Genomic DNA, 13,019 nt, shown 5'->3' with positions numbered 1-13,019 from the left:
ACAAAATGAGCGAGACTAGCACACAAACAACGCAGTCAGGCCTAATGGGCCAGTTGTCACGACGCAGCGACATTCTCATGGCGCTGGTCGTGGTCGCCATTCTTGTCGTGCTTTTCCTGCCCATGCCGCCGTGGCTTCTGGACATTAGCCTGACCCTTTCCATTACCTTCTCGGTGATGATCCTGATGACAGGGCTGTTTATTGAACGTCCGCTGGATTTCAATTCCTTTCCCACGGTTCTCCTGATTGCCACCATGCTGCGACTGGCGCTCAATGTGGCATCGACGCGGCTGATCCTGAGCGAAGGCCATACAGGCCCCTCGGCAGCGGGCCATGTGATTGAGGCCTTCGGCTCATTTGTCATGGGTGGCAATTTCGTCATTGGCATCATTGTGTTCATCGTCCTGCTGATTGTAAACTTCATGGTCATCACCAAAGGTTCCGGCAGGATCGCCGAAGTGGCGGCCCGCTTTAGCCTGGACGCCATGCCGGGCAAGCAGATGGCCATTGATGCGGATCTGTCCTCCGGGCTGATCAATGAAGACCAGGCCCGGACACGCCGCAAGGACCTCGAAGACGAAAGCACCTTTTTTGGCTCCATGGACGGTGCTGCCAAATATGTGCGCGGTGACGCCGTTGCCGGTCTGCTGATCACCTTCATCAATATCATCGCCGGCATGATCATCGGCGTGGCTCAGAAAGGCATGAGTTTTGCTGATGCCGCCAACACCTATACCCTGCTTACTGTCGGTGACGGCCTGGTTAGCCAGATACCGGCACTGATCGTTTCCACAGCCGCCGGTCTTCTGGTCACCAAATCCGGGGTATCGGGCAAGACCGACAAGGCCCTGTTCAGCCAGTTCAGCACCTATCCGCGCGCCATTGGCGTTACCTCCTTTCTTTTGCTGTGCCTGTCCTTTCTGCCAGGCATTCCCTTCCTGCCTTTTGCCAGCGTTGCCGCCATTCTCGGCCTCACCGCCTGGTCGCTGATCCAGGCTCAGGAAGAAAAGGCAGAGGTCGAGAAGCTGATGATCGAGGAGAAAGAGGAAGCGGAAAACGCCCAGCCCATGGAAGAGCCTATCACCACCGCACTGGCCATTGACCCGGTCCGTCTGGAGCTGGGATACGGCCTGTTGCCGCTGATCAATGACGAGACAGGCATCCGCCTGACCGACCAGATCAAGGCCCTGCGTCGCCAGCTTGCTGCGGAAATGGGGTTTGTCATGCCCTCCGTACGCATCCTGGACAATATGCAGCTTCCGGCCAATACCTATGTGCTGCGCCTGAAGGAATCAGAAGTGGGGCGCGGCGACATCAGGCCCAATATGCTGATGGTCATGGATCCCAGGGGCGAAGCCGTCGCCATCCCGGGCGAGGAAACCCGCGAACCTGCCTTCGGCCTGCCGGCAGTCTGGGTGGAAAAGAGCATGAAAGAAGAAGCCTCTTTCCGCGGCTATACCGTCGTGGATGCTGCAACCGTCATCACGACCCATATCACCGAAGTGATTAAGGACAACATGTCAGAGCTTATGTCCTATGCAGAGGTCCAGAAACTTCTTGACGATCTGCCCCAGGAACACCAGAAGCTGGTGGCCGACCTTATCCCCACCCTGATCACCCAGAGCGGCGTGCAGCGTATCCTGCAGAATCTTCTCAATGAGCGGATCAGCATCCGCGACCTGCCCACAATACTGGAAGGCATTGCCGAAGCCTGCGGCTATACCCAGAATGTGGTGATGATCACCGAACATGTCCGCACCCGGCTTGCCCGGCAGATCAGCCATGACAATGCGGATGCAGACAACGTGATCCCCCTGGTCAACCTGTCGCCCCAGTGGGAACAGGCCTTCATGGATTCCCTGATTGGCGGCGGTGAGGAAAAACAGCTGGCCATGGCCCCGAGCCAGCTTCAGGAATTTATCGGCCTTGTGCGGATGACTTTCGAAGATCAGGCACACGCCGGCGAACTGCCCGTGCTTCTGACCAGCCCCATGACACGGCCCTATGTGCGGTCCATTATTGAACGCTTCAGGCCGGCAACGGTGGTGATGTCACAGAATGAAGTTCATCCGAAGGTGAAAATCAGAACACTTGGGCAGATCTAGCGGCAGATCTAGCGGCAAATCCAGGGACAAATATAAGTAAAATACAGGTTAACCATAAAGCCAGAGTGGACTATTATCTGCCCGAACCGATTTTAACTTTCTGACCGGAAACCATGCGACTAAAAATATTCAGCGCCAGAACAATGCAGGATGCCCTTTCCCAAATCAGGGAGAAGCTGGGCGATAATGCCGTTATTCTGGACACCGAGGAAGAAGACGGCATGGTCAAGGTGACCGCCGCCATCGAGGCGCCTGCGGCCCGGGTAAACCCGCAAAAAGCACCACCACCGGCACCTGCGCCCTCACCAGTCAAGAAATCACTGAAAGAGCTTGATATCGAGCAGAAGGTGGAGGAATTCGACCTCGACTATTTCCTCAGCCATCACGGCCTGCCTGACAGCCTGAAACTACGGCTTCTTGACCTTGCCAACTCTATGGATCGGGAAAGCCGCCTGTTGTCCCTGGCCAGTGCGCTTGACAGCCAGTTCAAGTTCGAGCCCCTTACCGGCCAGCAGAACAAACCGATCCTCCTGGTGGGACCTCCGGGTGTGGGCAAGACGGTAACGACCGCCAAACTTGCCAGTCAGGCCCTCATGGAACGAATTCCCGTCCGTCTGGTCAGTACTGACATCCTGAGGACCGGCGGTCTCGCCCAGTTGGAAGGATATGCGGACCGGCTTAAAATTCCCGTCACAGAGGTTACTTCACCGGAACAGCTTGCCATGGCTGTAAAACCCCTTGGCGAACAGCAGGAACTGGTTCTGGTTGATACCGGCGGTTACAATCCCTTTTCCGCCGAGGAGCTCGATCAGTTGCATAAATATATCACGGCGGCAGATGTGGAGCCTGTTCTGGTCGCCTCCGCCGGAGCGGACCCGATTGAGGCCCGGGAAATTGCCGAAATCTATGCGGCACTGGGGGTCCGCCGTTTTATCGCCACCCGGCTTGACGTTTCCCGCCGCTATGCCAGTCTGATGGTGACGGTCGACAGCGGCGGCCTGACCTTTGCCGGCGTCGGGATAACGCCCTATCTGGCAGACGGTATCCAGCCGCTGGACGCCCTGCATCTGGCCAAACTTCTGACCAGAATTCCCGAACGGCAGAAACTAGACCGCCTGAAACAACCCAACGGGAAGGAAAAGCAGGGCGCATCCGATATCCAGGAGCTTCTACGACCGCTGACTGACCAGACCGATGAAGATACGACAGAAACCCCCGAAGAAAGCGTTCAGAAATGACCACAAGCGCCTCTGACAATCACAGACTGATCACCATCGCCTCGGGCAAGGGCGGTGTCGGCAAGACCTGGCTTTCAGCCACCCTTGCCCAGACACTGGCGCGAAAGGGCCGGAATGTGCTGCTTTTCGATGGCGATCTGGGTCTGGCCAATATTGATATTCAGTTGGGGCTGACCCCCGAAAAAGACCTGTCCATGTTTTTTGCCGGAAGGATCACGCTGGACGAGGCCATCACGGGCTACCGCGACCCCGGCAACAGCAAAATTTCCTTTGATGTGATTTCCGGTCAGTCCGGTTCAGGCGCACTTGCCTCCATCAAACCGGAAAGCCTGCAAAACCTGGGCCGTGAACTCCTCAGGCTCAAGCAGTCCTATGACTACACCCTTCTTGATCTGGGTGCGGGGGTTGAGACGTCCGTCACCGCTTTCTCCTCCATCTCCGGCCATATTGTCGTGGTGGTAACCGGCGATCCCACATCGCTCACCGATGCCTATGCCTTTATCAAAATTACCCGGATGCGCAATCCGGACAGCCGCATTTCGATCGTGGTCAATATGGTGAAGGACCGGCATGCCGGCAAGCGGGTCTATGAAACCCTGAAAAAGGCCTGTGAAAATTTCCTGAAATTCACACCGGACTATCTTGGTGCAGTGCGCCAGGACGACCATGTTGTCTCCGCCATCCGTCATCAGCAGCCCCTCCTGTCGAGGCATCCTGACTGCCCGGCAGGCGATGATGTGGCGGAAATTGCCAAAAAACTATAGTTTACTGTCAAAAAAGTGTAGAATCATCCCGGTTCATGGACGGAACGCTCTGTTCCGTTCATGTCAGTGGAAAGCATGAATGAGCGAAATTGGCAGTACACAGAAACCGGACTTCAGCCAGCAGGACTCCCCGAGCCGGGTGACCCCGACCTCTACGACATCTGACCAGGGGACCCATCAGCAGACGCCGCGGGGCGAGAGCGCACCTCCGGAAAAAGGCGGCGAAACCTCGAAACAGACCAATCATCACGACCCCGCCGTCGCTCTTTCCGCCTCCCTTCTGCATCTGCAGGCCGGCAGTAATTTCGTCGCCCAGGTGGAAGGACGGGACGGCGAAGGGCGGCCGATCATTACTACCGAGAAAGGCACCTATGTGGTACAGGCGCTCCCGGAACAGGAAGAGATCCTGTCCCGGTTGCCGCCACATATCCAGGCCACCGTGCAAATCACCTCGGTGGACAAGGAAATCACCGCCACCCTGACACCAATCCGGACGGAGAAACACGCAAGCCTGGAAGGAAAAACCTTTCTGCCGCGCGACGTAACCCTGACGCTTATCGGTGTTGCGGCAAATATACTCCCCGGCGCCGGCGCAGCGCCCCCTGGGCTTGCCACAGGAACAGACGCCCAGTACCAGGCCAGCAACCTGTATAAGGCCGAACAGATCGCAAAGAGCATTTCAGGATCACTGGACCAGATCCCCCTGCCCACAGTAACGCATAGCTACACCCTTTTTAATGCCGGCAGCACCGGCACAAAAGACAGTACAGGGATCGGCAGGACCGACATTACCGGGAAAACCAGTCGCGGCTTGTCCGCCACCCTTATCAATTCTCCGGTAATCGCCCAGGAAACGGCCACGCCCGCAGCAGCGGGCCGGACCAGAATTCAGCAAGCCGGTCTTGAGACACTTTTGCACAAGCCGGTCTTTGCCACTGTTATCAAGACTTACCCCAAGCCGGATATCCCCCTGCCGGCTTTTGTCCAAAAGGAAATCCCTCCGGAGTCTCCTCTTGATACTTTGCCAAAAGGCAGCGGTTTTACCCTGTCCGTCCAGTCTGTCGCCATTCCCAACCAGATTGATGCAGGCGAGGTGCCAAAAGCCGTTGTTCCGCCCGGGGAACCGCCCGTTGCTGCGACAGTCACAGGACAGGTGCTCCCTGCTCCCGCCACTGCCGCACCACAGGAAACACCACCGTCATCGACCGCGCTGACCCAGACCATATCCGGCATCGTGGTCGATCCCGGAAAATCCACGCCGCCCGGCCAGACGGGCCCCGAAGCGATTTCCGCTCAGAAACAACCGGTGCCGAAAACGACTGCCTATAATGCAAGCAAGGCCGCCCCGACCCTGAATACCCATTATCTGGCAACACCGGCCTCAGTGATAAAATTCGAAAGCGGTACGGAACTGCCGCCGGGCACCATCGTCACCTTCTCCGTCGACGTTCCGGCTGCACCAGCAGGCGGTGTAGCCGCGGCTGCGACCGGAGAACCGGCAAAAGACAGCCGTTCTCCCTCGCAAGCTGTTGCCACCACCGCCCCGATATCACCTCCTATGGAGACAACGGCAGGTTCACCGCCTGCGACAGAGGTCCCCGGGGCGCAAGTACCGGGGCCCGCACCACAGCCCCTCTACGACATGCTGAACAACTGGCAATCCCTCAGCCTCGCCCTTTCGGTCCTGGCCGCACAGCAGACGACGTCCGTGGCGGCATTGGGCGGCAGACTGCCGGATATCCAGACCCCAGGGCAAATGACCAGCGGAATTTTGTTTTTCATGGCGGCCCTCGGCGCCCCCAATCCGGCCCGGGTCTGGCTCGGGCAGGATGTGATACATCAGCTGCAGCGCGCCGGTCAGGACAAACTGATCCAGCAACTGGACACGGATATGCGGCGAATTGCCACCCTGCGCAGGGATACGCCGCCAGGGGACTGGCGCCCGGTGTTACTGCCGCTTCAGACCGGACCGGAGGTGACAGCGATCCCTGTCCTGGTCCGGCATATTCAGGAGGAAAGCCGTGAACGTCCCGCCGAAGGCAGTGAAGAAGACAATACAGGGGATAAGGACAAAGCCACGCGATTCATCCTCGAACTTGACCTGAAAAACACCGGCAATCTGATCCTGGACGGCATGCTGAGAAAAATGCGCCTTGATATCATCCTGAAAACGGAAAGAAAATTGCCCGAACCGCTCAGGGAACATCTGGCCGGACTATTTGGCGCGTCCCTGCAAAACAACGGATTTGACGGCGAACTTGTTTTTCAGGATGGTAAAAAACCGGATTTTTCCGTAAAAAAACTTGTGGAAACAAAAATCCACTTCGCCGACAGGTCGTCACAACATATCTGACGAAACAAACGGCGGAAAACAGGCTGAAAGGACCCTGCGTGAAGGAAACACTGAAAGCGGCCGGTAATCCGGACAAACTTCGTGAATATGTCATAGAGCTGCACAAGGCCCTGGAATTCGACCGGGAGACCTATTCCATCACCCTGAAGTATGTCGCCGACAAGCTTGTTCTGGTCCACGATACCTTTGCTGACTATCTTGACCAGTGTCAGGTGCAGGAATGGAATACACCCGAGGGGCTGGCTTCCAATATTATGGAGGACTGCATGGATGTGCTGATCCCTAAATGGATCAGAATACAGATTTTTTATATAGATGAAGAAGGCGGCCTGCAGGCAAATGTCTATATCGAGGATCGCCAGCCCAGCTGGGACAATGACGCGCTGATTTCCCGCAGTTACTGATTGCACCGCCTGGCGATATCAGCTGGCCCGCATTTTGTTGCGACGATGCATCTGGATGGCTAGCTCGTCCAGATCCGCCTGTTGGCGACGGTTTTCCTTTGCCATCTGGCGTTCGCGCTCACGCTGCTCGACGACTTCGTATTTCTTGAGTTCCTTGAAAGATTCAGAGACCTGGTCTTTCATTTCCTCGATCGAGGCTTCGATCTCTGCCAGACTACCCATCAGATTTTCCTGACGCTGGGCAACCGCTGTCGCGAAACTGGCATATGAAATATTGACGACCTGGGAACTGGCAACCTTTTCCTGCTCGGCGACAAGCTGTTTTGCCAGATCTTCCTTTCTGGCAAGAAGATCGTCCCGCATTGTTTCCAATTCGGTCAGCTGCCTTCTTTTCTCGTCAAGCTGCCACTTGTGCAACCTGATCATCCCGTCGATTCCCTTCGTCATGTCCACCTCAATAAACGGATCGCAAACCTGTTATTTTATTTCCTCAGGACCGGTCTTTCTGACCCTGGAGGCTTGTGTCCTGATCCCGGCAGACTGTTCGTCTGCCGACCATCCGAATTATGCAACAGGACTTCTTCCCGTTCCACCGATATTTTCAGATTCATCCCGATTGAAGACCCGGGTATTGTTGCTGAATCACTGTCGGGACTCAGTATAGCTCGCAAAGTATTTACGGACTGTAACCAAAAGAACAGAGTCAGGGGCATTTCGAATTTTTTTGCAAAATGCGATACAGAGACCGGCACCGGGTTTCTTTACGCTTCTCCCGCGGCGGTACCGGATGACTGCCTGTTGAGTATATCCGCCAGGCTGCCATATCCCTGTTCGAGCGTGCTTTTTTCGTCCTTGGACTGGGCCATGAATTCCTCGAGCGCCGGGTGATAGAATATGGCCTCGTCCACTTCCGCATTCGCTCCTGGACGATAGGCGCCAAGCCGGATCATTTCTTCCATGTCATTGTAATCTGCCAGATATTTCCGGGCCTGCTTCAAAAGTTCGTTTTCCTCGGGCGAATTGCAGCCGGGAAGCGTTCTGGACACGGACCGCAGGATATTAACTGCAGGGAACCTGCCCCGCTCGGCAATGGAACGATCCAGAACAATATGTCCGTCAAGTATCCCGCGCACTGCATCTGAGACAGGTTCATTATGGTCATCCCCTTCGACAAGAACCGTAAATAGCCCGGTGATGCTCCCGCCCCGGCCTTCTTCCCCGGGACCGGCCCGTTCCAAAAGCCGCGGCAGTTCGGAAAAGACCGTTGGCGTATAGCCCTTGCTGGCCGGCGGTTCCCCGCCGGCAAGGCCGATTTCGCGCTGGGCCATGGCAAAACGGGTTACACTGTCCATCAGGGTCAGAACATCCTGCCCCCGATCCCGGAAATATTCACTGATGGTCATGGTCATATAGGCGGCTTGCCTGCGCATCAGGGCGGTCTCGTCCGATGTCGCCACCACAACCACGCTGCGCTTCAGCCCCTCTTCTCCCAGATCATCCTCCAGGAATTCCTGAACCTCGCGGCCCCTTTCCCCAATCAGGCCAATTACGGAAACATTGGATGCCGCATATCTGGCGAACATGGAGAGCAAAACAGACTTACCCACACCGGACCCGGCAAAGATGCCCATCCTCTGGCCCTTGCAACAGGTTACGAAAGTATTCAGGGACCGGACACCAAGATCGATCTTGTCCCCCACACGGGAACGCAGATGGGCCGCCAGGGGCTGGGCCCGGAGCGGATAGGCCTCTGACCCCGCCTGCAACGGCCCCTTGCCATCAATGGGTTCGCCCATGGCGTTTACCACACGACCAAGCCAGGCGTCGCAGGGATGAACCAGCGCCACCTCCCCTTCAACAAAGGACTGACACCCCACACCAACACCTTCCAGCATCTGGTAAGGCATCAAGAGTGCCCGGTCGGACCTGAAGCCCACAACTTCGCTTGGAATGATTTTGTTCTGACGGGACAGGATATTCACACGGGAACCGATGCTGAGCGAACGCTGGGCGCCGGCGACTTCCACCAGAAGCCCCTGAATTCCAACAACCCGCCCATAAAATTTCCAGGGCTGTATCCGGTCAATTTCCGTCGTTAGCGTATACACCTGTTGAATCAACCTTTCTCGTGTAATTTGTAGTGAGTATAGGCGAGTTTTTCAGCCAAACACAGAATATTCTTAATATTGAAAAAAAATTAACTCAAATTATCAGCATCGATATAATTATATACAACTATCAGAATAGTACTTATTTTTCAATATGTTATATATAAAAATTTTTCAGAAAACAATTAATCTTGATTAATATCTCCTTACGAACAGATGGGAAAAAAATGTTTTGGTTACGATTTGTTAACCAATTCTGTTAAGAATAGTTAATGTGAAGGGGCTGGCGGTGGAAAATTTAACAGTTAGCCGGAAATCAAAATAGATACAAAGGGTTTGAAAATAATGCGGGTGCTACTCATAGAAGATGATCCATCAACATCCAAAAGCATCGAACTGATGCTGTCAGCAGAAGGCTTTAATATTTATAGCACAGATTTGGGAGAGGAAGGCATAGACCTCGGCAAACTGTATGATTATGATATCATCCTGCTTGATCTGAACCTGCCCGACATGCACGGGTATGACGTTCTGAAAAAACTTCGTCTTTCCAAAGTCAATACACCAATCCTGATCCTGTCCGGCATGGCCGAACTGGAAAACAAGGTAAAGGGCCTTGGTTTCGGCGCCGACGACTATCTGACCAAACCTTTCTACAAGGAAGAACTGGTCGCCCGTATCCAGGCTATTATCCGTCGCTCCAAAGGCCACGCTGAATCCATCATCCGGACCGGCAAGCTTGCCGTCAATCTGGACACCAAGACCGTCGAGGTCGAAGGTCAGCGTGTTCACCTGACCGGCAAGGAATACGCCATGCTCGAGCTTTTGTCCCTGCGTAAAGGTACAACGCTCACCAAGGAGATGTTCCTGAACCACCTTTATGGCGGCATGGACGAGCCGGAACTGAAAATCATTGACGTTTTCATCTGCAAACTGCGCAAGAAACTTGCCGCCATCAGCGGTGAAAACTACATCGAAACCGTCTGGGGCCGCGGCTATGTGCTGCGCGATCCGAACGAGAGCGATCAGAATATCGCCGAAGCGAGTTAAGATGACGACAAAATATCTCCGGTAAATTTAACACGTTTACCAAAAACTGAAGGGCCGGGCTCCTGTTGGGAAGCCGGCCCTCTCTTTATTTTGCCTCGAGCGAGTAAGAAGTTATCTAGCCCGCAGCCAGCATGGCACCGCCCTCGGCCGTCACATACATGCCGCGATGGCCCGCAACAGGTTTGAACTTGTCGGTAACCCCCAGAACTGTCTCTGCAGCGCCAAGGAACAATGTCCCGTCATCGGCGATCTGGTTGCGCATCCGGTCAAGAACCTCTGTCTTGGTTGCCTGATCAAAATAAATCAATACGTTACGACAGAAAATAATATCAAAACTTCCCAGCATGGAGAAACTTTCCAGCAGGTTGAAAGGACGATAGCTGACCATTTTTCTCAGATCTTCATTCAGCTGCCACATTTCGCCGACCTGGGAAAAATACTTGATCAGCAGCTTAATGGGCAAGCCTCTTTGCACCTCGAACTGGGAGTAAAGACCGGCCTTTGCCTTTTCCAGAACCTGGTTGGACAGGTCGGTACCGATAATCTCCACGTTCCAGCCCTGAATTTTGGCTTCCATTTCCTTGAGGATCATGGCGATGGAATAGGGTTCCTGTCCGGTAGATGCCGCAGCACACCAGATCCTGATCCGGCGCATGTTCGCACGACGCTCGATCAGTTCAGGCATAACCTTGTCACGAAGATGATCAAAAGGTGTGTTATCGCGGAAGAAAAATGACTCGTTGGTTGTCATGGCCTCCGTGATTTCGTCCAGCAGCGCTTCGTTGCTTGATTTCCGGGCTTCGCCAATGAGGTCATCAAGGCTTTCCATGCCTTTCTGACGTGCAATCGGTGTCAGGCGGCTTTCCAGAAGATACACCTTGTCTTCCGTGAGAACGAGGCCGGATCTGTCCTTAAGGATACCGCTTATGAGCTGAAAATCTTCTGATCTCACAGTGCTTCTCCCTTGGTAATATCAATAACTTTTTCGCCGATCTCATCAAGCGGCAAAACTGCGCTGCACAACCCGGCCTGACTTACTGCGCCGGGCATTCCCCAGACAATGCTGGTTGCCTCATCCTGTGCGATCACTGTTCCTCCTGCATTAACAATTTCCTGAGCTCCCTTCAGACCATCATGCCCCATGCCGGTCAAGACAACACCCAGTGTTGCCGATCCAAACAGCTTGGCAAGACTCCTGAAAAGCGGGTCGACGGCAGGACGACAGAAATTCTCCGGGTCATCCTGATTAATTCTGATGACCTTTTGACCATCTCTGTTTTCCACAATCATGTGATAATCACCGGGTGCCACATAGACATGTCCTGTCTGAATCACATCACCATCTTCCGCCTGCTTGCAGGGCAGGCCGGTGGCACGACCAAGATGCTCCGCCAGAATATTGGTAAAAGCGGGCGGCATGTGCTGGGTCACGAGTACCGGCAACCTGAGTTCATCCTTCATGGAGTTTAGAAACTTCAAAAGTGCCTGAGGGCCCCCGGTGGAACTGCCGACACCTATAATTTTCGGCATTGCAGAGGACATCTTGCGTTTGGAAATCACCCCCCGGCTCGAAACCTGAGGCAGAATATCCTCGTTCAGAGTGCTGGCTTTGCCCCCTTTGAAAACCTTTCCACCACTCTGCAGCCGACGTGCCGCAGCCAGATTGACAACCTTCCCTACCAGTTCCTGCTGGAAGCTCAGGGAGGTTGTCACTTCACGGGTGCTTTCCGGTTTTGAGACATAGTCCGCCGCCCCCATAGAAAGGGCGCGCATGCTAATCTCCGCATTTCGCGTTGTCAGTGTGGAGGACATCAAGACCTGTATTTCATTGCTATGTTCAAGAATTTTGGGAAGTGCCGTCAGACCATCCATAACCGGCATCTCGATATCCAGAACCACAATTTCCGGATCGGCGCTGGCCAGGTTTTTCAGAGCCATATCCCCATTGCTGGCGGTGGCAACAACCTCAACAGCGGGGTCATCCCCCAACCATTTGGCGACGAGTCCCCTGACAACGGCAGAATCATCCACTACCATAACGCGATACGGACCGGTTCTGCGCTTATTACCCCCTGGCACATCTTGACTTAAGACAGGTGAACTCACTGTATGGACTTCCTATTAAATTAAACCTACCTGAGAAAATTTTGATTCAATAATTTCACGGTCGAAGGGTTTCATAATATATTCGTCGGCTCCGGCAGAAATAGCGGCGCTGATATGGCTCATGTCATTTTCCGTGGTACAGAAAACAACAACCGGACCATCTCCACCATCAGTGCTCCGCAGCGCCTTCAGGTAGTCAAGACCGTTCATGACGGGCATATTCCAGTCCAGCAGGACCACATCCGGCATTGAACGTTTGCATGCGTCAAGCGCATCCTGTCCATCTACAGCTTCAACCACTTCAAAGCTGAGTTCCTCCAGGATTCTTCGCGCAACCTTCCTGATAACTTTTGAGTCATCCACAACAAGACAGGATTTCATTTTTTTAATTCTCCAGACTCTCTTTAAATACTTGATCTGCTGCCTTATGCTGCGGCAGCTTGATCAGCCCCGTAATTCAGTAGTTTTTGAACATCCAGAATAACCAGAAGTTCATTTTCAAGACGATAGATCCCACCGGAAACTTCCTGCCAGCATGAATCAAGTGTTACTGGATTGCGCTCATAGGCTTCCTCAGGAAGAGAAAGCACGTCCCCTATTTTGTCAATCAGTAGACTATACGGCTCGCCTTCATATTCAACTACCACACTCATTTTTTGACTCTCGTCATCCGCTTCCGGCAACCCCAGCCGTTTGCGCAGATTGATCGCAGTCACGATACGTCCCCTCAGGTTCAGCACACCGGCCACAGAGTCGGGCGCCAGGGGAATTCTTGTTATCTTCTGGGAAGACAGTACATCATGCACAGTGAGAACCGGAATGCCGCACAGTTGTCCGGCAAGACGTATGGTTACAAAATCATTGTTGTTTACACTCGTTGTCATAACCAGT

The 13,019-nt window shown here is 54.0% G+C and carries 12 protein-coding genes; 6 read left to right on the top strand and 6 right to left on the bottom strand.

What is annotated here, in order from left to right:
- Positions 1–5: 5 nt before the first annotated feature.
- The 5 genes from flhA (at position 6) to ACN0YD_RS02950 (ending at position 6,864) form a co-directional block, all read left to right on the top strand.
- Positions 6–2,105, top strand: a complete 2,100-nt coding sequence (gene flhA / locus ACN0YD_RS02970; RefSeq protein ID WP_417317154.1) for a flagellar biosynthesis protein FlhA — start codon at positions 6–8, stop codon at positions 2,103–2,105.
- A 113-nt stretch (positions 2,106–2,218) separates the two neighbouring features.
- Positions 2,219–3,343: a hypothetical protein gene (locus ACN0YD_RS02965; protein ID WP_417317153.1), complete on the top strand. Its 1,125-nt coding sequence runs from the start codon at positions 2,219–2,221 to the stop codon at positions 3,341–3,343.
- A complete protein-coding gene (locus ACN0YD_RS02960) occupies positions 3,340–4,107 on the top strand; it encodes a MinD/ParA family protein (RefSeq protein ID WP_417317152.1) in 768 nt (255 codons plus the stop codon). Before ACN0YD_RS02965 ends, ACN0YD_RS02960 begins: the two co-directional genes overlap by 4 nt.
- Positions 4,108–4,186: 79 nt before the next feature.
- A complete protein-coding gene (locus ACN0YD_RS02955; RefSeq protein ID WP_417317151.1) occupies positions 4,187–6,460 on the top strand; it encodes a hypothetical protein in 2,274 nt (757 codons plus the stop codon).
- A 38-nt stretch (positions 6,461–6,498) separates the two neighbouring features.
- Entirely contained in the window at positions 6,499–6,864 is a 366-nt protein-coding gene (locus ACN0YD_RS02950; RefSeq protein WP_417317150.1) for a hypothetical protein, read from the top strand.
- 18 nt (positions 6,865–6,882) lie between these two features.
- Here the strand turns inward: ACN0YD_RS02950 and ACN0YD_RS02945 are convergent, their stop codons facing one another.
- Both ACN0YD_RS02945 and fliI read right to left on the bottom strand, forming a co-directional pair.
- The gene (locus ACN0YD_RS02945; RefSeq protein ID WP_417317149.1) at positions 6,883–7,311 is read right to left on the bottom strand and encodes a flagellar FliJ family protein; all 429 of its coding nucleotides are present in this window, start codon (positions 7,309–7,311) and stop codon (positions 6,883–6,885) included.
- A 314-nt stretch (positions 7,312–7,625) separates the two neighbouring features.
- Positions 7,626–8,972, bottom strand: a complete 1,347-nt coding sequence (gene fliI, locus ACN0YD_RS02940) for a flagellar protein export ATPase FliI (protein ID WP_417317148.1) — start codon at positions 8,970–8,972, stop codon at positions 7,626–7,628.
- A 345-nt stretch (positions 8,973–9,317) separates the two neighbouring features.
- On the opposite strand from fliI, the gene ctrA reads away from it, so the two are divergent.
- On the top strand, positions 9,318–10,022 hold the full coding sequence (ctrA, locus tag ACN0YD_RS02935; RefSeq protein WP_139939950.1) for a response regulator transcription factor CtrA: 705 nt from the start codon (positions 9,318–9,320) through the stop codon (positions 10,020–10,022).
- Positions 10,023–10,137: 115 nt separating this feature from the next.
- Here ctrA and ACN0YD_RS02930 read toward each other — a convergent pair whose 3' ends face one another.
- The 4 genes from ACN0YD_RS02930 to ACN0YD_RS02915 form a co-directional block, all read right to left on the bottom strand.
- On the bottom strand, positions 10,138–10,974 hold the full coding sequence (locus ACN0YD_RS02930) for a CheR family methyltransferase (RefSeq protein WP_417317147.1): 837 nt from the start codon (positions 10,972–10,974) through the stop codon (positions 10,138–10,140).
- The gene (locus ACN0YD_RS02925; protein ID WP_417317146.1) at positions 10,971–12,059 is read right to left on the bottom strand and encodes a protein-glutamate methylesterase/protein-glutamine glutaminase; all 1,089 of its coding nucleotides are present in this window, start codon (positions 12,057–12,059) and stop codon (positions 10,971–10,973) included. Before ACN0YD_RS02925 ends, ACN0YD_RS02930 begins: the two co-directional genes overlap by 4 nt.
- A gap of 84 nt (positions 12,060–12,143) precedes the next feature.
- On the bottom strand, positions 12,144–12,509 hold the full coding sequence (locus tag ACN0YD_RS02920) for a response regulator (protein ID WP_321394071.1): 366 nt from the start codon (positions 12,507–12,509) through the stop codon (positions 12,144–12,146).
- A gap of 44 nt (positions 12,510–12,553) precedes the next feature.
- On the bottom strand, positions 12,554–13,012 hold the full coding sequence (locus ACN0YD_RS02915) for a chemotaxis protein CheW (protein WP_417317145.1): 459 nt from the start codon (positions 13,010–13,012) through the stop codon (positions 12,554–12,556).
- Positions 13,013–13,019: the final 7 nt, after the last annotated feature.

The sequence above is a fragment of the Emcibacter sp. genome (genome assembly GCF_048269205.1).
Lineage (GTDB): Bacteria > Pseudomonadota > Alphaproteobacteria > Sphingomonadales > Emcibacteraceae > Emcibacter.
Note: the sequence above shows the minus strand (reverse complement) of the source record. Positions and strands in the feature narration are given on the sequence as shown.

Excerpts from the sequence above, each read along its gene's own strand:
- ACN0YD_RS02955 (WP_417317151.1), top strand. The coding sequence starts at position 4,187 with ATGAGCGAAATTGGCAGTACACAGAAACCGGACTTCAGCCAGCAGGAC.
- ACN0YD_RS02920 (WP_321394071.1), bottom strand. The coding sequence starts at position 12,509 with ATGAAATCCTGTCTTGTTGTGGATGACTCAAAAGTTATCAGGAAGGTT.
- ACN0YD_RS02960 (WP_417317152.1), top strand. The coding sequence starts at position 3,340 with ATGACCACAAGCGCCTCTGACAATCACAGACTGATCACCATCGCCTCG.
- ACN0YD_RS02925 (WP_417317146.1), bottom strand. The coding sequence starts at position 12,059 with ATGGTAGTGGATGATTCTGCCGTTGTCAGGGGACTCGTCGCCAAATGG.
- ctrA (WP_139939950.1), top strand. The coding sequence starts at position 9,318 with ATGCGGGTGCTACTCATAGAAGATGATCCATCAACATCCAAAAGCATC.
- ACN0YD_RS02965 (WP_417317153.1), top strand. The coding sequence starts at position 2,219 with ATGCGACTAAAAATATTCAGCGCCAGAACAATGCAGGATGCCCTTTCC.
- ACN0YD_RS02945 (WP_417317149.1), bottom strand. The coding sequence starts at position 7,311 with ATGACGAAGGGAATCGACGGGATGATCAGGTTGCACAAGTGGCAGCTT.
- ACN0YD_RS02915 (WP_417317145.1), bottom strand. The coding sequence starts at position 13,012 with ATGACAACGAGTGTAAACAACAATGATTTTGTAACCATACGTCTTGCC.
- flhA (WP_417317154.1), top strand. The coding sequence starts at position 6 with ATGAGCGAGACTAGCACACAAACAACGCAGTCAGGCCTAATGGGCCAG.